The sequence below is a fragment of the Roseococcus sp. YIM B11640 genome, assembly GCF_049727625.1.
Classification (GTDB): Bacteria; Pseudomonadota; Alphaproteobacteria; order Acetobacterales; family Acetobacteraceae; genus Roseococcus.
The window spans coordinates 627273-645833 of record NZ_JBBJOZ010000002.1 but is presented as its reverse complement, the minus strand read 5'-3'; the positions used below and the strand labels follow the sequence as shown (position 1 = coordinate 645833).

Annotated in this window: 22 protein-coding genes; 6 read left to right on the top strand and 16 right to left on the bottom strand. The window is 70.4% G+C overall.

Going from position 1 to position 18561, the window contains the following annotated elements:
* Positions 1–7 precede the first annotated feature (7 nt).
* Genes WJM96_RS10545 through WJM96_RS10520 form a run of 6 tightly spaced genes read right to left on the bottom strand, consistent with a single transcriptional unit; the run spans position 8 to position 5372 of the window.
* A complete protein-coding gene (locus WJM96_RS10545) occupies positions 8–1660 on the bottom strand; it encodes an NTP transferase domain-containing protein (protein WP_424812446.1) in 1653 nt (550 codons plus the stop codon).
* Complete coding sequence (locus WJM96_RS10540) at positions 1657–2334, bottom strand: XdhC family protein (protein WP_424812445.1); 678 nt, start codon at positions 2332–2334, stop codon at positions 1657–1659. Before WJM96_RS10540 ends, WJM96_RS10545 begins: the two co-directional genes overlap by 4 nt.
* On the bottom strand, positions 2331–2645 hold the full coding sequence (locus tag WJM96_RS10535) for an XdhC family protein (protein WP_424812444.1): 315 nt from the start codon (positions 2643–2645) through the stop codon (positions 2331–2333). Before WJM96_RS10535 ends, WJM96_RS10540 begins: the two co-directional genes overlap by 4 nt.
* Positions 2642–3874, bottom strand: a complete 1233-nt coding sequence (locus tag WJM96_RS10530; protein ID WP_424812443.1) for a vWA domain-containing protein — start codon at positions 3872–3874, stop codon at positions 2642–2644. Before WJM96_RS10530 ends, WJM96_RS10535 begins: the two co-directional genes overlap by 4 nt.
* Positions 3871–4749 carry an AAA family ATPase gene (locus WJM96_RS10525; RefSeq protein ID WP_424812442.1) on the bottom strand — a complete coding sequence of 293 codons (879 nt, stop codon included), beginning with the start codon at positions 4747–4749 and terminating at the stop codon, positions 3871–3873. Before WJM96_RS10525 ends, WJM96_RS10530 begins: the two co-directional genes overlap by 4 nt.
* 5 nt (positions 4750–4754) lie before the next feature.
* Positions 4755–5372 (bottom strand): SRPBCC family protein, encoded by a 618-nt coding sequence (locus WJM96_RS10520; RefSeq protein WP_424812441.1) that lies wholly within the window; start codon positions 5370–5372, stop codon positions 4755–4757.
* Between the two features lie 157 nt (positions 5373–5529).
* Between WJM96_RS10520 and WJM96_RS10515 the strand changes: the two genes are divergently transcribed.
* Together WJM96_RS10515 and prpB are read left to right on the top strand one after the other, a co-directional pair.
* Positions 5530–6885 carry a sodium:proton antiporter gene (locus WJM96_RS10515; protein WP_424812440.1) on the top strand — a complete coding sequence of 452 codons (1356 nt, stop codon included), beginning with the start codon at positions 5530–5532 and terminating at the stop codon, positions 6883–6885.
* Positions 6886–6898: 13 nt separating this feature from the next.
* Entirely contained in the window at positions 6899–7822 is a 924-nt protein-coding gene (gene prpB / locus WJM96_RS10510; RefSeq protein ID WP_424812439.1) for a methylisocitrate lyase, read from the top strand.
* Here prpB and WJM96_RS10505 read toward each other — a convergent pair.
* Positions 7791–8195, bottom strand: coding sequence for a low affinity iron permease family protein (locus WJM96_RS10505; protein WP_424812438.1), 405 nt, complete (start codon positions 8193–8195; stop codon positions 7791–7793). The genes prpB and WJM96_RS10505 overlap by 32 nt on opposite strands.
* Positions 8196–8245: 50 nt before the next feature.
* Here WJM96_RS10505 and WJM96_RS10500 point away from each other — a divergent pair, with 50 nt between their 5' ends.
* On the top strand, positions 8246–9367 hold the full coding sequence (locus tag WJM96_RS10500) for an acetoin utilization protein AcuC (protein ID WP_424812437.1): 1122 nt from the start codon (positions 8246–8248) through the stop codon (positions 9365–9367).
* A 7-nt stretch (positions 9368–9374) separates the two neighbouring features.
* Positions 9375–9851 carry a DUF192 domain-containing protein gene (locus tag WJM96_RS10495; protein ID WP_424812436.1) on the top strand — a complete coding sequence of 159 codons (477 nt, stop codon included), beginning with the start codon at positions 9375–9377 and terminating at the stop codon, positions 9849–9851.
* Between the two features lie 16 nt (positions 9852–9867).
* On the opposite strand, the gene WJM96_RS10490 is transcribed toward WJM96_RS10495, so the two are convergent.
* The 3 genes from WJM96_RS10490 to WJM96_RS10480 all read right to left on the bottom strand — a co-directional run bounded on the left by WJM96_RS10490 (position 9868) and on the right by WJM96_RS10480 (position 11819).
* Positions 9868–10644, bottom strand: a complete 777-nt coding sequence (locus WJM96_RS10490) for an ADYC domain-containing protein (protein WP_424812435.1) — start codon at positions 10642–10644, stop codon at positions 9868–9870.
* Positions 10645–10647: 3 nt separating this feature from the next.
* Positions 10648–10917, bottom strand: coding sequence for a hypothetical protein (locus tag WJM96_RS10485; RefSeq protein WP_424812434.1), 270 nt, complete (start codon positions 10915–10917; stop codon positions 10648–10650).
* Between the two features lie 101 nt (positions 10918–11018).
* Positions 11019–11819: an SDR family NAD(P)-dependent oxidoreductase gene (locus tag WJM96_RS10480; RefSeq protein ID WP_424812433.1), complete on the bottom strand. Its 801-nt coding sequence runs from the start codon at positions 11817–11819 to the stop codon at positions 11019–11021.
* 99 nt (positions 11820–11918) lie between these two features.
* On the opposite strand from WJM96_RS10480, the gene WJM96_RS10475 reads away from it, so the two are divergent.
* Positions 11919–12959: an amidohydrolase family protein gene (locus WJM96_RS10475; protein ID WP_424812432.1), complete on the top strand. Its 1041-nt coding sequence runs from the start codon at positions 11919–11921 to the stop codon at positions 12957–12959.
* Positions 12960–13006: 47 nt separating this feature from the next.
* Here the strand turns inward: WJM96_RS10475 and WJM96_RS10470 are convergent, their stop codons facing one another.
* Positions 13007–14080: a mandelate racemase/muconate lactonizing enzyme family protein gene (locus WJM96_RS10470; RefSeq protein ID WP_424812431.1), complete on the bottom strand. Its 1074-nt coding sequence runs from the start codon at positions 14078–14080 to the stop codon at positions 13007–13009.
* An 85-nt stretch (positions 14081–14165) separates the two neighbouring features.
* On the opposite strand from WJM96_RS10470, the gene WJM96_RS10465 reads away from it, so the two are divergent.
* Positions 14166–15125, top strand: coding sequence for a Bug family tripartite tricarboxylate transporter substrate binding protein (locus WJM96_RS10465; RefSeq protein WP_424812430.1), 960 nt, complete (start codon positions 14166–14168; stop codon positions 15123–15125).
* Here WJM96_RS10465 and WJM96_RS10460 read toward each other — a convergent pair.
* From WJM96_RS10460 to WJM96_RS10440, 5 genes are all read right to left on the bottom strand, one after another.
* Complete coding sequence (locus WJM96_RS10460; RefSeq protein WP_424812429.1) at positions 15122–15850, bottom strand: class I SAM-dependent methyltransferase; 729 nt, start codon at positions 15848–15850, stop codon at positions 15122–15124. The two genes, WJM96_RS10465 and WJM96_RS10460, sit on opposite strands and share 4 nt — an antisense overlap.
* The gene (locus WJM96_RS10455) at positions 15850–16182 is read right to left on the bottom strand and encodes a DHCW motif cupin fold protein (RefSeq protein ID WP_424812428.1); all 333 of its coding nucleotides are present in this window, start codon (positions 16180–16182) and stop codon (positions 15850–15852) included. The genes WJM96_RS10460 and WJM96_RS10455 overlap by 1 nt, the downstream gene beginning before the upstream one ends.
* A gap of 17 nt (positions 16183–16199) precedes the next feature.
* On the bottom strand, positions 16200–16820 hold the full coding sequence (locus tag WJM96_RS10450) for a hypothetical protein (RefSeq protein ID WP_424812427.1): 621 nt from the start codon (positions 16818–16820) through the stop codon (positions 16200–16202).
* Positions 16821–16920: 100 nt separating this feature from the next.
* Complete coding sequence (locus WJM96_RS10445) at positions 16921–17316, bottom strand: Zn-ribbon domain-containing OB-fold protein (protein ID WP_424812426.1); 396 nt, start codon at positions 17314–17316, stop codon at positions 16921–16923.
* Between the two features lie 5 nt (positions 17317–17321).
* Positions 17322–18488 (bottom strand): thiolase domain-containing protein, encoded by a 1167-nt coding sequence (locus tag WJM96_RS10440; RefSeq protein WP_424812425.1) that lies wholly within the window; start codon positions 18486–18488, stop codon positions 17322–17324.
* Between the last annotated feature and the right edge of the window lie 73 nt (positions 18489–18561).

Here is an 18561-nt window from a genome sequence, read left to right as displayed (position 1 = left end):
GGCCCGGTCAGGCGCCCGCCTTGGGTCCGAAGCCGGGCGCGGATTTCAGCGCCTCCGCCGTGTCGAAGTCGCGCAGGACGCCGTCATCGGCGACCTCCACCTCCGCGAGCTTGTCGCCGTGCTTGCCCACGAGCTGCCGGGCGCCGACATCGCCGGTGATCTGCATCATCTCCGGGATGAACTCGCGGCCCCAGAGCACGGGATTGCCCTGCTTCCCGCGGAAGGTGGGCTGCACGATCGCGCGGCCCTCCTCGGGGTCGAAGGCGGCCAGCAGGCGGGTGATCACGCCGGTCTCGACCAGCGGCATGTCGCCCAGCGCGACCAGCACGCCCTCGGCCTCGGGCGGCAGGGCCGCAAGGCCTGCGCGCAGGCTGGAGGAGAGGCCTTCGGCATAATCCTCGGCATGGACGAAGATGACGGGCTTGCCCGCCAGCGCTTCCTCCACGCGCTCGCGCTCGTGTCCGGTGACGACGAGCACGGGGCGCACGCCGCTGGCCAGCACCTTCTCCGTGACGCGGCTGACCATGGCCACGCCCTGTGCGTCGGCGACCAGAAGCTTGTTCAGCGGCGCCATGCGGCGCGAGCGTCCGGCCGCCAGGACGAGCCCGGCCACCTGGCGCGGCCGGCGCGGAGCGCGGGGCGGAGGCGCGTTGGCGGGGGCCTTGGCGCGCGGCATGGGCCGGGTGTCGATCTCCTTCAGCAGCCCGCCCACGCCCATGGCCATGACGTCGCGCGAGCGCACGGGAACGCCCGCGAAGATGCGCTGCAACACCCAGTCGAAACCGTTCACCTTGGGACTGCGCGCGCAGCCGGGCAGCACCATGGCGGGGATGCGTTCCACCTCGCCGAGGCAGATCAGGTTGCCCGGATCCACGGGCATGCCGAAATGCTCGATCCGCCCGCCCGCGCGCACGATGGCGGCGGGGCCGACATCGCGCCGGTCGATGGTGGCCGACGCGCCGGAGACGAGCAGCAGCTCCGCCCCCTGCCGCATCAGGCGCTTCAGCGCTTCGGCGACCGCATGGGCGTCATGGCGCGTGCGCTCGGGCGGCAGCAGCGTGCCCAGCAGGGCCTCCACGCGCTCGCGCGTCACGTCGATCGTGCCTTGCAGCACGCTCTCCTTCATTCCGGGCAGTTCGGTGAGGACGAGGCCGACCTTGAGCGGGCGGAAAGGATGCAGCGAGAGCACGCGGCCGCGCCGCAGCAGCGCCTCGGCCACGCCCAGCGGCGCGCCCGGCACGGCGAAGGGAATGACCTTGATGGTCGCCAGCATCTCCTTCGGCTGGACGACGCTGTAGTTGGGCAGGGTCGCGATGGTGAGGCTTTCGTCCAGCGTGTTCAGCCGGTCGATGAGGGGCGCGTCGAGCACCAGCAGCCCGGCGGATTCCGCGACGAGGTTCACGCGCCCCGTCGCCGCCTTGCTGCGGGCCACGAGGGGCGAGAGCATGGCGTCCGCGACCCGGGCGGCGGCTTCATCCTCCGGCACGTCGCCCTGCTCCAGCCGCGCGGTGATGACCTGCGCGTGGCCTTCCGCGCGCAGCGCCGCGATGGCCGCGGCGTCGAGCACGGTGCCCTTCTTCAGCACGCGGTCCTTCAGCCGGATCATATGGGCCAGCACGGCGCCATCCGCCTCGTCCAGAGGCGTGGGACCGAAGATCACTTGCCCCGCCTGCGGGCCACGACCTGGCCGAGGATGGAGAGCGCGATTTCGGGCGCCGTGATCGCGCCGATGTCGAGGCCGACGGGCGCGGCGATGCGCGACAGCGCGGCATCGTCATGGCCCAGCGCCTTCAGCCGGTCGACGCGCCTGGCATGGGTGCGCTTGCTGCCGAGCGCGCCGATGTAGAAGGCCTGGCTCCTGAGCGCGACATCGAGCGCGGGGTCGTCCAGCTTCGGGTCATGGGTGAGGGTCACGATGGCGGTGCGCGTGTCCGGCGCCAGGGCCTCCATTGCCTCGTCGGGCCATTCGTGGTTGAGCGTGACGCCGTCGCCGAAGCGCTCCGCGCTCGCGAAGGCGCGGCGCGGGTCCACGATGGTGACCGCGAAGCCCACCGCCGCCGCCATGGGCACCAGCGCCTGGGCCACATGCACCGCGCCCACCACGATCATGCGCAGGGGCGGGTTGTGCGGCTGCACGAACCAGTCCTCGCCGTCGAGCGTGACGTTCTGTGCCTTGTCGTCGAACAGCGCCTTCTCGGCGGCCTCGGCCAGCGCGCCGGGCAGTGCGTCGTCGGGGAAGATGTGCTGCTCCCCATCCGAGAGGCGGGTGAGCAGCGCGACGGGCGTCAGCGCGGCGCGGGCCTTCTGCAGCCGCGCCAGGTGTTCCGGCGTCAACCCAGCTTCTCCACGAAGACCTTGAGCTTGCCGCCGCAGGCGAGGCCCACTTCCCAGGCGCGCTCGTCGCTGATGCCGAAATCGAGCAGCTGGGGCTTGCCGTCGGCCATGGTCTGGCGCGCGACCTCGGCGACCGCACCCTCGATGCAGCCGCCGGAGACCGAGCCCGCCATCCGGCCCGATGCCGTGACGGCGAGCATGGAGCCCGCTGGCCGGGGGCTGCTGCCCCAGGTCTCGACGACGGTCGCGATCGCGACCTGCTCGCCCTGGGCCGCCCATTCGGCGGCGGTCCCGAGGATGTCCTCGCTCATTGGCGTTTCCTTTCGCCCAGCGCCTCGATCAGCTCGCGCAGGCTCGCCAGATTATGCACGGGGCGGAACTCGTCCACATGGGGGAGCATCGCGCGTATGCCCTGGGATTTGGGTTGGAACCCGGCGTAGCGCAACAGCGGGTTCAGCCAGATGAGCCGCCTGCAGGAGCGGCGGAGCCGGTCCGTGGCCTCGGCCAGCCCGCGCCCGCCCTCGCGGTCGAGCCCGTCGGTGATGAGCAGCACCACCGCGCCCTGGCCCAGCACGCGGCGGGACCAGTCGTGGTTGAAGCGTTCCAGTGCCTCGCCGATGCGGGTGCCGCCGGACCAGTCGGGCACCATGTGCGCGACCATCTCGAAGGCGATCTCGGGGTCGCGGTGCTTGAGCTGGCGGGTGATGTTGGTGAGCCGCGTGCCGAAGAGGAAGCTGTGCACGCGCTCACGGTCATTGGTGACGGCGTGCAGGAAGTGCAGCAGCACCTGGGCGTAGCGCGCCATGCTGCCGGAGATGTCGCAGATCGCCACCAGCGGCGGCGGCCGCGTCACGCGGCGGCGGCGCAGGATCTGCGTGATCTCGCCGCCGCTGCGCGCGCTGGCGCGGATCGTGGCCTTGAGGTCCACGCGCGGCCCGAGCGGGTCGGTGCGGAAGCGGCGCGTGGCGCGCTCGTCCAGCGGCAGGACCAGCTTGCGGATCTCGGCCTTGGCCTGGGCGATCTCCTCTGTGCCCATCGCCTCGAAATCCATCTGCTGCAGGCGTTCCTGCGCGGAGACGGTCATGGAGGCGTCGACGCGGGGCGGCTGGTCCTCGGGGGGCCGGGGAGGGCGCGGGCGCTCGCCTGCCATGGCCTCGGCGATGCGGCGGGAGCCGGGCTTGGGTTTCTCCTGCTGCGGCTCCTCCATGGCGGCGAAGGCCGAGGCCGCGCGGCCGCGCTCGGGGTCGCGCCAGAAGAGGTCGAAGGCCGCGTCGAAGATCTCGGCCTGCTCGCGGCGGCGCAGCAGGGTGGCGGCCAATGCGGCGCGGGTGGCGGCGCGGGTCTCGATGCCGGTGATGGTCAGCGCCTCGGCCGCCGCCAGCGCGTCTCCGGGGCCGACGGAGAGGCCCGCGCGCCGCAGGAGGCGGAGGAAGGCGAGCAGGTTGGGCGCCAGCGCCTCGGCCGAGGGGCGGTCGCGCGGGGCGAGGGGGGCGCCGAAGCTCCGCGCCGCGTCGCTCAGCGCCTCGCGCGGTGGGATCACGCCGCGTCCCGTGCCTCGGTGACCAGCCGCGCGGCTTCCTCGCCCTTCAGCTTGGCGATGTCGTCCTGGTACTTCAGCAGCACGCCGAGCGTGGCATCGACCGAGGCCGGTTCCAGCTCTGTGGCGTCGAGAGCGGCCAGGGCATTGGCCCAGTCGATCGTCTCCGCCACGCCGGGCAGCTTGAAATAGTCGCCGCCGCGCAGCCGCTGCACGAAGGCCACGACCTGGGCCGAGAGCTTCTCGCTGACGCCGGGCGCGCGCAGCTTCAGGATCGCCTTCTCCCGCGCCGCATCGGGGTAGTCCACCCAGTGATAGAGGCACCGGCGGCGGATGGCGTCGTGCACCTCCCGCGTGCGGTTGGAGGTGATGATCACCACCGGCGGCGTCGCGGCCTTGAGCGTGCCCAGCTCGGGCACCGTGATCTGGAAATCGGCCAGGACCTCCAGCAGGAAGGCCTCGAAGGGCTCGTCCGCGCGGTCCAGCTCGTCGATGAGCAGGACGGCGGGCTCGCCCTCCAGGGCCTGCAGCAGCGGGCGGGCCTCCAGGAAGCGGCGATCGTAGATGCTGCGTTCGACATCGGCGACGTTGCCCGCGGCCTCGGCCAGGCGGATGGCCATGAGCTGGCGGGCATGGTTCCACTCATAGGCCGCGGCCGAGAGGTCCAGCCCGTCATAGCATTGCAACCGGACCAGGTGCCGGGGCAGCTGCGCCGCCAGCACCTTCGCGATCTCGGTCTTGCCGGTGCCCGGCTCGCCCTCGAGGAAGAGTGGCCGTCCCATGCGGAGCGCGAGGTGGACCGTCGTCGCGAGCGCGGTATCCGCGACATAGCCGCCCGCCGCCAGCAGCCCGGCGGTGGCGGCTACGTCTGCCGGCATGCTGCTCACGTGGACAGGAACAGCAGATAGAGGATCACGACCATCACCCCGAAGCCGAGCCAGGAGATGATGGGCAGGCCCTTGTACTCCGTGGGCAGGAGCGAGAAGACCGAGATTGAACCGGCCGCCGGAAGCGGGGCGGGTGCCACGGGGGCCGCGCCGGGGGCAGCCGCGACGGGCGCGGGCGCCAGCTGGGCGGCGAAGCGGTCGAAGAACTGGTCGGCCATCTGCTTGGCCGTGCTGTCGATCAGCCGGGCGCCGAGCTGGGCCATCTTGCCGCCCACCTGCGCCTTCACCTCGTACTTCAGCAGGGTCTCGGCCGGGCTGGTCTCGGTCAGCGAGACGTCGGCGCCGCCCTTGGCGAAGCCCATGGCGCCGCCATTGCCCTCGCCTGAGATGGTGTAGCTGGCTGGCGGGTTCAGGTTCTCGAGCTTCACCTTGGCCGCGAACTTGGCCGCCATGGGGCCGATGCGCAGCGCGACCCGCGCCGTCAGGTCGGTGTCGGAGGTCTTTTCGAGGGATTCGCAGCCGGGAATCGCGGCCTTCAGGACCTCGGGATCATTGAGCGCTTGCCAAACCTGCTCGCGCGGGGCGGCAATCAGCCGCTCGCCAGACATTTCCATTAGGGGTGCTCCGCCTGATCGCTGAATCTTAGGGAGGGTGTAGAGACGTGCAACCCCGCCTGTCCACACGCGCATCCGGTTGACCGCCCCGGCGAATTGGGGAAAAGCCGGGGGGATGAGGGGATGGAGAGCGATCGGCGCGGGAATCGCGCTCGCCATGGCCGCATCCCCGGCGGGCGCGGCGGGGATGGACGGCGCGGCGCTGGGGCTGGGCTGGGGGCTGCCCTTCATCGGCATCCTGCTCTCGATCGCGCTGCTGCCCATCCTGGCACCGGCCCTCTGGCATCATCACTACGGCAAGGTGGCGGCGGGCTGGTCGCTGGCCTTCCTCCTGCCCTTCGCGCTCTGGTTCGGCGCCGGCGCCGCGGTGGACAACGTCCTGCACGTCGCCGTCGAGGAATACCTGCCCTTCATCGCCCTGCTGCTGGCGCTCTACGCCACGGGCGGGGGCGTGCTGCTGAAGGGGCGGCTGCACGGCACGCCGCGGACCAACACGGCGCTGCTGGCGACCGGCACGGTGCTGGCCAGCGTGATGGGCACGACCGGGGCGGCCATGCTGCTCATCCGCCCGGTGCTGCGGGCCAATGCGGCGCGGCGGCACAAGACGCATACCTTCGTCTTCTTCATCTTCCTGGTCGCCAATATCGGCGGCAGCCTGACGCCCATCGGCGATCCCCCGCTCTATCTCGGCTTTCTCCAGGGCGTGTCCTTCTTCTGGCCGACGACCCACCTGATGGGCCCCTTCCTGTTCTGCGCCGTCGCGCTGCTGGCCATCCACCACCTGCTGGACACCATCCTCTTCGCGCGCGAGCCGAAGGCCGAGGAACCCCCCGCCGCGCCGCTGGCCGTCGAGGGCTGGGCCAATGTGGCGCTCATCGGCGTGGTGGTGGCGCTGGTGCTGATGCAGGGCATCTGGCGGCCGGGCGATGTGGAAGTGCTGGGCCAGCACCTCGGCATCGAGCGCCTGGCCGGCATGGCGGGCCTGGTGGGGGTGGCGCTGGTCTCCATGGCCCTGACGCCCCGCGCGCTGCGCGAGGCGAACGGCTTCGCCTGGGGCGCCATGGCCGAGGTCGCGAAGCTCTTCGCCGCGATCTTCCTCTGCATGGGGCCGGTGCTGGCCATCCTGAAGGCGGGGCCGGAGGGCGCGGCGGCGGGGCTGGTCGCGCTGACCTCCGATGCGGCGGGGCAGCCGGTCCCCTGGGTCTATTTCTGGATGTCGGGGGTGCTCTCCAGCTTCCTGGACAATGCGCCCACCTACCTCGTCTTCTTCAACCTGGCGGGGGGCGACGCGGCCCATCTGATGGGCGAGGGGGCGCTGACGCTCGCCGCGCTCTCGGCCGGCTCGGTCTTCATGGGCGCCAACTCCTATATCGGCAATGCACCCAACTTCATGGTGAAGGCCATCGTGGAGGAGAGCGGGGCGCGCATGCCCTCCTTCTTCGGATACTGCGCCTGGGCCATGATGGTGCTGATCCCTCTCTTCGTGCTCACCACCTTCCTCTTCTTCCGCTGACAGGAGCTTCCCCATGACCTACGTGATCGGCGCCGACCTCCCGACCGAGCCCGCGGGCGACCGCTTCCGTGCGCTGCTCGACCGTCCGCAGATCCTGGGCATGCCGGGCGCGCATCTCGGCCTCGCCGGCCTGCTCGCGAAGAAGAAGGGGTTCGAGGCGCTGTACCTCTCGGGTGCCGCCATGTCGGCCAGCATGGGCCTGCCAGACCTCGGCATGATCACCATCGAGGATGTGTGCTTCTTCATCCGCCAGGTCTCGCGCGCCACGGGCCTGCCGCTGCTGGTGGACGGCGACACGGGCTATGGCGAGGCGCTGAACGTCATGCACATGGTCCGCTCCTTCGAGGATGCGGGCGCGGGCGCCGTCCATCTCGAGGACCAGCTCCTGCCCAAGAAGTGCGGCCATCTGAACGACAAGAAGCTCGCTTCGGCCGACGAGATGTGCGCGAAGGTCGCCGCCGCGCGGAAGGCGCGCCGCCACCTCTACATCATCGCCCGCACCGATGCGGCGGCGAGCGAGGGGATGGACGGTGCGGTGGACCGCGCCAAGCGCTACCTCGACGCCGGCGCCGACGCGATCTTCCCCGAGGCGCTGACGACGCGGGAGATGTTCCAGGAATTCGCGAAGCGGATGCCGGGCGTGAAGCTGCTGGCCAACATGACCGAGTTCGGCCGCACGCCCTTCCTGACGGCCGAGGAGTTTCAGGCGCTCGGCTACGCCATGGTCATCTGGCCCGTGTCGCACCTGCGCGTCGCGGCCAAGGCCTGGGAGCAGCTCTACACCGAGATCGCGCGCGACGGCGGCGCGCAGAATGCCGTGGACCGCATGCAGACGCGCGCGGAGCTCTACGAGACCATCGGCTACCACAAGTACGAGGAGCTGGATGCGAGCCTGATCCGCACCATCATCCCGGAGGCGATGCCTCAGCGGTCCTGACCGGAGGCGGCTCGTCGTCGCCGCATGCGTCGGCGAGCTCCTTCTTCACCTCCTCCAGCGTCTCCTCGCTCTGATTCTCCAGCGCTATCAAGCGGTTGTGGGCGCCCTGGGTGGCGCGGATCAGCTCGTCCAGCTTGAGCTGGATCGCCTGGGTATCGCGGTTCTGGGCATGCTGGATCAGGAAGACCATCAGGAAGGTGATGACGGTCGTTCCCGTATTGATGACCAGCTGCCAGGTGTCGCTATAGTCGAAGATCGGGCCGCTGACGGCCCAGGCGACGACGACCGCCAGCGCGGCGATGAAGGCCCAGGGGCGGCCTGCCTCCTGGGCGGCGCGCTGGGCTAAGCTTGCGAAGGGGTGTCTGGCATCCATATCGCTGCAAATCGCGACCCGGCCGCCGGTTGCCGGATGTGGGAATCTTCATGGAGCGATTCTTGCGGCCGCTGCTGATCGGGTCCGAGATCTACCGCGGCTCCACCTACGGGCCGAAGCACCCGCTGGCCATTCCGCGCGTTTCCACCACGCTCGACCTCATCCGCGCGCTCGGCTGGCTCGACGAGGACCGCTACATCGACAGCCCCATGGCGAGCGTGGAGGAACTCCAGCGCTTCCACGACCCCGACTACCTCGCGGCGCTCCGGCGCGCGGAGGCCAGCCAGGAGGTGCCGGCCGAGGACCGGGAGCGCTTCGGCATCGGCGCCAACGGCAATCCGGTCTATCGCGAGGTCTTCCGCCGCCCGGCGACCAGCGCGGGCGGGGTGATGCTGGCGGCGCGGCTGACGGCGCGCGACGGCGGGGCGATCCATGTCCCGGGCGGCGGCACCCATCACGGCCAGCGGGCGCGGGCCAGCGGCTTCTGCTACGTCAACGACGCGGTCCTCGGGCTGCTCACCTGGCTGGACGAGGGGCTGGAGCGGGTCCTCTACCTCGACATCGACGCGCATCATGGCGACGGGGTGGAGATGGCCTTCGCCGAGGAGCCGCGCGTCACCACCCTCTCGATCCACGAGGCCGGGCGCTGGCCCTTCACCGGGGGCACGCACCTTTCGCCCCACGCGCTGAACCTCGCCGTGCCCCAGGGCTTCAACGACAGCGAGATGCGCGTGCTGCTGCAGGGCGTCGTGCTGCCGCTGATCGAGCGGCTGCGGCCGGAGGCGATCATGCTCCAATGCGGCGCGGATGCGCTGGAGGAGGACCCGCTGGCGCGGCTCTCGCTCTCCAACAACGCGCATGCCGAATTTGTCGGCGCCGTCTGCCGGGCGGCGCCGCGCTTCCTGATGCTGGGGGGCGGGGGCTACAACCCGTGGACGGTCGCGCGCTGCTGGGCGCGGAACTGGGGCGTGCTGAACGGGCATGCGATCCCCGACCGCCTGCCGCCCGCCGCCGAGGCCGTGCTGCGCGGCCTGACCTTCAACCGCGCCGCCGGCCGCAACCCGCCGGAGCACTGGTCCACCACCCTGGCCGACGCCCCGCGTGAAGGTCTTGTCAGGCCCGAGATTTCCGCGATGGCGGGCCTGCCCAGCCCCCTCGGAGCTGTGGCATGATGCCGGAATGAAGCGACGCCACCTGCTCCTCGGCTCCCTCCTGCTGCCCTTCGGCGCCAGGGCGCAGCCAGGCGTGAACCAGCCGCAGCCAAAGCTGCCCATCGAGACGCTGGTCATCGTTGGCCGCGACGGGACGCGCCACAGCTTCAACACCGAGATGGCGCTGCAGCCGGACCAGCAGATGGTCGGCATGATGTTCCGCACCAGCATGGCGCCGGACGACGGCATGCTCTTCGACTGGGGCGTGGCGCGCGAGAGCAGCATGTGGATGCGCAACACGCTCATCCCGCTCGACATGATCTTCATCACGGCCGACGGCCGCATCCACCGCATCCACGAGCGCGCGGTGCCGCAGAGCCTCGCCACCATCGACAGCCGCGGCCCCGTGCGCGCGACGCTGGAGGTGCAGGGCGGCACGGCGGAGCGGCTGAACCTGCGCGTGGGCGACCGGGTCCTGCATCGCCTCTTCGGGACGGGCCAGTAGCTTCACGGCCACGGCCCTACTGCCGCACGGAGCGGTTGAAGAGCAGCGCGCCCAGCGCGGCGGCGCGCGCCTCGTCGCAACCGGCCGGGCCGGTGCGCCCCGCCAGCGCGGGGACCTCGCGCGCCACATCGGCGACCGAGCCGTTCTCCGGCACGCGGGTATGGGCGATGCAGACGGCGCCCTGCGGCGTCCAGCCCGCCTCGAAGCTGGTCGTCGGATCGTCGCCGGGCGACTGGATGCCGACATGGTCGTAGATGTCGATGAGCATGCCGTCGCGCGTCCAGCCATGCTCGCCGCCGCCATAGGCCGCGCGGACCAGGTTGTTGCAGGCGGCGTGATAGGGCGCGAGCGGGCGACCATCGGGCAGCGAGGCCCAAGGCCGGTAGCCGAAGCGGATGCACTTTCCCACCGAGCCGCCCGAGCAGGTGATGTTCAGCGCGCCGCCCTCTCCGGGATAGACCAGGGCCAGCCGCTCGCCCTGGGGATCGGGCCGGCAGAAATCGCCCCAGGCGCCGCCTTCGCCGCGCGCGGAGACTCCGAAGAGCCAGACGTCGCGCACGGGACCGGGCCCGGCATAGGGGACGGCCTCGTCGCGCCGGGCGCTGTCGATGCGCAGTGCGGCGCCGCCCAGGTGAAGGACGGCGCCGATAAGGTCCGCGCCCCGCAGGACGCGGCCGTCGGAGAGCTCCGCGCGAATGTCGCCGCCTTCGGCCGTCACGCTCGTCAGGCGGGGCTGTGCCGCGGCGAGGCTACTGGAGAGAGCCAGCAGCAGGATCGGCAGAAGGCGGCGCATCCTTCAGCGAGCCGCCAGGCGCTCGCCCGTGGGCAGCTCGATCGCCGTGATGCCGAGGCTGACGGCGCGCGCCTCCGTGCCGTTCACGTGCAATGCGTTCATTCGCATGCCGTTGTCGGTCAGCGCGTTCGAGGTCACGTCGTTGAGCTGGTGGCCGTTGATGCTCATGCCGTTGGGGCCGCCCCCATTGGCCGAGAGCACGGCCTGGGCCGGGCTCGCCAGCATGGCGACGGTGACGAGGGCAGCGGTGCTGCCGAGGATCTTGGCGATCATGTTCATTCTCCCGTTTGATCCACGCCGGTCCGGCGCGGTGGGAGGCTTATGGACAGGCCTTGTCGCAGTTCGATCCTGGGTTGCGTCTCGTTTGTCGCGCGTCAACCGCAGCGGATCGACATGCCGCCATCCACCACGAGCTCCGTTCCCGTGATGAAGCGTGCCTCGTCGGAGGCGAGGAACATCACCGCATTCGCCGTGTCGCGCCCATCGCCCGCCCAGCCCATGGGAATGCGCGAGAGCCGCTGCTTGATCAGCGCGTCCACATCGCCGCCCGTGCGCTGGCCGGCGAGGCGCACCTCCACCATCGGCGTGTGCATCTGCCCCGGAACCACGGTGTTCACGCGGATGCCGCGCGCGGCGTACTGCACGGCGACGACCTTCGAGAACTGGATCACCGCCGCCTTGGCCGCCGCATAGGCCACCTGCGCCGAGCCCGTGAAGCGGATGCCGGAGGTCGAGGCCAAGTTGACGATCGCGCCCTTGCCCTGCGCTTCCATGATCGGGATCACGTGCTTGCAGGTGAGGAAGACGCTCTTGAGGTTGGTGTCGATCTGGACGTCCCAGACTTCCTCGCTCATCTCCACCGGCCCGCCGGCGGCCGAGCCGCCGACATTGTTCACCAGCACATCGATGCGGCCGAAGCGCTTGTGCGCATCCGCGACCATCGCCGCGACGGCGGCGTTGTCGGTGACGTTGCAGGTGACGGGATGGAAGCGCCCGCCGAACTCGCCGATGCGCTCGGCCGTCTCGTCCATGGGGGCCAGCTCGCGGTCCGCGCCCACGACGGTCGCGCCCTCGCGCGCGAAGCCCACGGCGGCCGCGCGGCCATTGCCCCAGCCGGGCCCGACCGAGCCCGCGCCGGTGATGAGCACGACCTTGTCCTTGAAGCGCGCTTCCATGGGTTCCCTCCGTTCCTTGCCGGCGAGATTGAGGTGCTTCGCGGCAGCCCGCAACCGGCGCTAGGCTGTCCTCATAAGGAACGAACGTCCGGGGAAGCGATGAACCAGTCCACGCACCAGCACTACCTGCCCGTCCGCGAGGACTGGCTCGCCACCAACCGGGAGGAGATCCTCGATCCCGGCCAGCTCATCGTCGATCCGCATCATCACCTCTGGGACCGGCCGGGCTGGCGCTACCTCTTGGACGAGATCCTGGCCGATATCCGCACGGGCCATGACGTGCGCGCCACCGTGCTGGTCCAGGCCCGCGCGATGCACCGCGCCGGCGGCCCCGAGGCAATGCAGCCCGTGGGCGAGACGGAGTTCGCCAACGGCGTCGCCGCCATGTGCGAGAGCGGGATCTACGGCGATGTCCGCGTCTGCGCGGGGATCGTGGGCTATGCCAACATGCGCCTCGGCGATGCGGTGCGTCCGGTGCTGGAGGCGCATGAGCGCGCGGGCGGCGGCCGCTTCCGCGGCATCCGCCACATCGCGACCTGGGATGCCGACCCGAACCTGCTCAACCCGGCCTACCAGCCCTCCGAGGACATGCTGGACAGCGCCGATTTCCGCGCGGGCTTCGCGCATCTGGGCAAGCTCGGCATGTCCTTCGACGCCTGGCTCTACTTCCCGCAGATCCCGCGGCTGACGGCGCTCGCGCGCGCGTTCCCGGGGACGCCGATCGTGCTGGACCATTGCGGCGGTATCCTGGGCATCGGGCGTTTCGCGGGGAAAAGGGAAGAGGTGTTCGGCCTCTGGTCTGCCGCGATGAAGGAACTCGCGACCTGCCCGAACGTGATGGTGAAGCTCGGCGGCCTCGGCATGCGGCTGCCAGGCTTCGGGCTGGAGCAGGGCGAGCGCGCGCCGTCCTCGGAGGTACTGGCCCAGCACTGGCGCCCCTGGATGGAGCGCTGCATCGAGCTCTTCGGCACCAGCCGCTGCATGTTCGAGAGCAACTTCCCCGTGGACAAGGGCGGCTTCGGCTATGCGGCGGGCTGGAACGCCTTCAAGCGCCTGGCCGCTGGCGCCAGCCAGGACGAGAAGGCCGATCTCTTCTGGCGCAGCGCGACGCGCTTCTACCGGCTGCCGGGGATCGGCTAGCCCCGATCCGCCTCGGCGCGTCGCCGAGGCGGTGAATCAGCGGCTCTTCAGCCCACCGGCTCCAGCCCGAGGCCCGGACCCGTGGGGACGGCGATGAAGCCGTCCTTCACGTCCAGCGCGTGGCCATAGGGCGCGGAGGCGAGATCGGCGTAGTAGATCTCGATCGGCTGCTCGCGCTCGGCCGCGGCCAGCACGTGCAGCGAGGCGAGCAGGCCGGGGCCGAAATACGGGCAATGGGGCACCAGCTCCACATCCGCCTCCGCCGCCATCTCCGCGACCTGCATGAGTGCCGTGAGGCCGCCGACCTTCGTCACCGAGGGCTGGGCCACATCCACCGCCTCGGCCGCGAAGAGGTTCGCGAAATCCTGCGGGCCGCCGGCATTCTCCCCGGCCGATATCCCGCAGCGCGCGGCCCGGCGCACGGCGGCGGTGGCGGCGAAATCCTCGGGCGGCCAAGTTGGCTCCTCGACCCAGCGGATGTTCATGCCCTCGACCGCGCGGCAGAAGTCGCGCGCGTCGCGCACGGAAAGCCAGGCGCAGTTGATGTCGAGCATCAGCGGGATCTCGGCGGGCGCCGCCTCGCGCGCGGCGCGGATGCAGGCGAGGTCCACCTCGTGCAGCTTGATCTGCCGGTAGCCGCGCGAGACGGCCTCGCGCACGTTGCGCGCCACGTCTTCCGGCACGCCGTAGCGCAGCAGGCTCGCATAGGCGGGCACGCGCGTCCGCGCGGCGGTGCCGAGCAGCGCGTGCAGCGGCTTGCCCTCGCGCTTCGCCTTCAGGTCCCACAACGCGATGTCGATGCCGGAGAGCGCGAAGGTCACGGGGCCGTTGCGGCCGAAATTGTGGAAGCGCCGCGCGAGCATGAGGCCGAGCCCCGCGATATCCGTCGCGTCCTGCCCGATGCAGGCGGGGGCGAGCAGGCGGTCCAGCGCGTCCTTCGTGGTGTCCACCAGGTTGAAGCCGAAGCCCTCGCCCCAGCCATGCAGCCCGTCCTCGGTCTCGATCCGCACGAGCAGCGTGTCCATTCCGCGCAGATGCAGATTGCCGCCGACACCGCTTTCGCCAGCACCATAGGTGAAGCTGCTGCGGTAGATGCGGCTCTCGACCTTCGCAATCCTCATAACGTTTCCCCTTCCGGCCAACGGGCCCTTGGCGGATACTGGCACCCATGGCCGGCCGCATGAAGCCGGTGGAGGAGACACCGGAATGCTGCGAGCCATCCTCGCCCTGATTCTGTTCGCGGCCGCACCCGCCATGGCACAGGAAGCCTGGCCCTCGCGGCCCATCCGCCTGGTCGTTCCCTTCGCGCCGGGCGGGCCGAGCGACATCGTGGCGCGCGTGCTGTCGCCGCGCATCTCGGCCACCCTGGGGCAGCCGGTGGTGGTGGATAATCGCGCGGGCGGCGGCGGCATCACGGGGATGGAGGCCGTCGCGCGTGCGGCGCCCGATGGCTACGTCTTCGGCCTGGGCAGCGCGGGCGGGCTCGCCATCTCGCCGCGCCTCGGGCGCGGCACGCCTTACGATCCGATGCGCGACTTCGCGCCCGTGACGCTCGGCGTGCTGGTGCCCGAGCCGCTGGTGGTGCCGGTGGCGCTGCCCTACCGCACGCTGGCCGAGCTGGTGGCGGCGGCGAAGGCGCGCCCGGGGCAGCTCAACTTCGGCAGCACGGGGCCGGGCAGCATGCCGCATCTCGCGGCCGAGCAACTACGCGCGGCGGCCGGGATCGACATCACCCACATCTCCTATCGCAGCGGCGGGCTGCTCGCGACCGCGATCGTGCAGGGCGAGGTCCAGCTGGGCTTCGCGGACCTGCCTGTCTTGCTGGGCCAGATCCGCGGCGGCGCCCTGCGCGCGCTGGCGGTCGGCGCGCCGCAGAGGCTCTCCTGGATTCCCGACGTGCCGACCATGGCGGAACTCGGCTTGCCGAGTGTGGATGCGAGCAATTGGCACGGTTTCGTGGCACCCGCCCGCGTGCCGGAGCCGATCCTGACCACGCTGCACGCCGCCGTCGCGGGTGCGCTGCGCGACCCCGAGATCGCGCGGGCGCTGCATGACCAGGGCGCGATCCCTGGCGGCAATAGCCGGGAGGAATTCGGCGCCTTCCTGCGCTCGGAGAACGAGAAGTGGGGCGAGGTGATCCGCCGCGGGAATATCCAGGCGGATTAAGGCTTGCGAGCCGCCAGTAGCAGGAATATCGGCCGGTCGAGCTCCTTCTCCCACTCGGGATGAAGGGCGATCTGCGCGGCGTCGGGGCACCATTCCTCGAGATGCGTGAGCGCAAGGCCGGCGCCGAGGATGTAGCGGAGGATGGTGCCCATGGTGCGGTGATGCATCTGGACATCCGGCACGAACCAGTCGGTGAGGCGCGGCCCCTCGCGGAAGTAATCCTGCAGCGGCCAGATGCGCCGGCCCTCGTGCTCCGCCCACTCCTTGCGGGGCGGTGCCTGGAAGACCGGGTGCTCCATCGAGACGACCATTGCGCCGCCGGGCTTCAGCGCGCGCGCGATGCGGCCAATGAGGGCGCCGAGATCCACGATGTAGTGCAGCGCCAGCGAGCTGAAGACGAGGTCGAAGGCGCTTTCGGGGAACCCTGCCGCATCGAGGTCGGCGCGGCGGTACTCGATCGCGTCATCCCGCGTCATCTCCGCCGCGCGCGCCAGCATGCGCTCCGACACGTCGAGGCCCAGCACATGGGATGCTCCCTGCTCCCGCGCGAAGCGCGCGAACCAGCCGAAGCCGCAGCCGAGGTCGAGCACGCGGGCGCCCGCGAGCGGCGGCAGCATCGCGCGGAGCGAGGGCCATTCCGGCGCACCGGCCAGGCCTTCGCGCGAGCGCGGAAGGTTCTGGTATCCCGCGAGGAACTCCGGGTTGTCGTAGACGTTCTGGGCCATCAGTCCACGATGAAGAGCTTGGCGCCCGTCTGCGTCGAGGAGCGGTGCGGCGAATCGCCGAAATCCGAGACCTGGTAGCTCATGCCGGCCGTGAGCTTGTTCTTCCGGCCGTCCTTCAGCTCGGAATCCAGCTCGCCTTCCAGCACGTAGATGATATGGCCGCGATCGCACCAGTGATCGGCCAGGTAGCCCGGGCCGTACTCGACCAGGCGGATGCGGATGTCGCCGATGTTGAAGGTCCGCCAGTAGCCCATGCCCGTCTCACCCGGGTGCTCGGTGCGGGGCACCTGGCTCCAGTCGGTGACGGTGAAGGGCAGGGGAGGGATCTTCATGGTGCTCTCGTTCGCTGTCAGCGCGGGTTGTAGCCCCGCGCCATCGGATCATAGCTCTTGGCCGTCGCAGTATCGAACCAGGCATTGGCGTTGGCCATGCCCTTGGCGCGGTCGCCGCCGGGCTTGCCGAGGCCGGGCAGGTAGAGCTGGTCCATGAAGAGATGCGGCGCCTCGGGCGCCACGATGCGCCGGTCGCCGCCGGCTGCCGCCGTGCGGCCCCGTCCCGCCAGCGCGGCGATCACGATGCCGGGCCGGATCCGCACGCTCACGATGATGTCGGCATCGGTCCAGCCCGGCGCGACGGGCAGGGCCAGCTGGCGGCGCCCCATCTCGCTGAGGCCGACGCCCGCCGTGCGCGCGCGGTCCAGCAGCAGGCGCATGCGGTCCTCCTCCATCCACCAGGGCGAGTTCAGCAGATTGGGCAGGCCGCCGTACTTCAGGTCCTTCTGGCTGGCGATGCGGAACATCCAGTTGTCCTGCGCCAACTCGACCCGCCGCATGGCGACCAGCCCGCCATTTCGGTCCGGCATCCCGTCGGCCGCCAGGGCGGGATTTCCGTCGGCGCCGAACTGGTAGCCCTCGGCTTCCATGCGAAGGCGGCTGTCGCGGAAATAGGTCTCGTTCACGGCCAGGGCCATGCTCTCACCTCGATGCAGTCGAATTCATGGAGCTGCGCTCAGGGCGCAAAAAAACCCGGCGGCAGCCCCCACAGGGGACCGCCGCCGGGCCGCGATGGCGTCAGGCCAGGACGAACATCGGCACCGGGGCGCCGCCGTCGCTGCCCTTGAACTTCACCTTCACCTTCTGCCCGACCTTCAGCGCATCGAGGTCGCACTCGATGATGTTGGTGAGCATGGTGGGGCCCTCATCCAGCGTGACGTAGGCCACGCAGAAGGGCTCCTTCCCGCGGGCCACGCTGTAGCTGTAGATCACGCCCGTGCCCTTGGCCTCGACGAACTCCACGTTGTTGGACAGCGTGAAGGGCGAGACGTGGCGCGGGTAGTGGAACAGCTTCCCCGTGTCCTTGCACTTGCCGAGGATGATCTTCCCCGCGCGGCAACCGTCGAAATAGACCTTGTTGTCCGGGCTCTCGGAGGGAGCCTGAGGCAGGCGGTCGAAGGCTTGCGTCGCCATGGTGATTACTCCCGCTCCAGGATGACGGTGCCGCAGCCATGCCGCGTGCCGAGGTTGCCGCCCTTGCCGTTGGCGAGGACGAGGTCGGGGTTCGGGACCTGCACCTTCGGATGCGCCTCGCCACGCGCCTGGCGCACGGCCTCGATGACCTTGGTCATGCCGCCGCGGTTGGCCGGGTGGTTGTTGCAGAGACCGCCGCCATCCGTGTTGAACGGCAGCTTGCCGACGCCGGAGATCAGCCCGCCATCCTGCACGAAGGCGCCCGCCTTGCCCTTCTCGCAGAAGCCGAGATCCTCGAGCTGCACGATCACCGAGATGGTGAAGCTGTCGTAGATCGACGCGTACTTGATGTCGGACGGCTTCACGCCCGCCTTCTCGAAGGCCATCGGGCCCGAGAACTTCGCGGCGGAGTAGGTGAGGTCGATGCCGCCGGCGTTCTGATGCTTGTAGGCCTCGCCCCAGCCCTTCACGCCGACCTTCGGCCGGTTCAGCGACTTCGCGATCTCGGGACGGGCCACGATCAGCGCGCCGCCGCCATCGGAGATGACGCAGCAGTCGAGGCGGTGCAGCGGGTCCGCCACCATCGGCGAGTTCACCACGTCCTCGACGGTGACGACCTTGGGCAGCATCGCGTGCGGGTTGTACTGCGCGTGCGTCGAGGCCGCGACCTTGACCCAGGCCAGCTGCTCGGACGTCGTGCCGAACTCGTACATGTGGCGCATCGCGACGTTCGCGTGCATCGTCGCGATGGTGCGCGCGTAGGGGAGCTCGAAGCTCTCGTCCGGCACGCCGGCGCCGGAGCTGCGAACGGCCGTGCCGGTCTGCATGCCCTCGGCGCGCGGACGGCCCGCGAGCGTGATGAGCGCGACGTTGCACTTGCCCTGGATGATCGCCTCGACCGCGTGGCCGACGTGGATCACGTAGGAGGAGCCGCCGCTCTCGGTCGTGTCGTAGTGGCGGATCTTGTTGAGGCCCATGTAGTCGAGCATCGACAGGCCGCCCATGCCGGGAGCGTCACCCGCGCAGAAATAGCCGTCGATGTCGGAGGCCTTGAGGCCGGCGTCCTGCAGCGCGCCGTAGGCGACCTCGGCGTGCAGCTGCGCAGTGGACTTGTCTTCGGCCTTGCGCGTCGGGTGCTCGAAAGCGCCGACGATATAGGCGGGATTCTTCATGGGCGTCGCTGCCCTTTCCTGGCGAACATCGCATCCTCCCGGGATCTGCGGGCCGCTACGACATGCTGCGGCG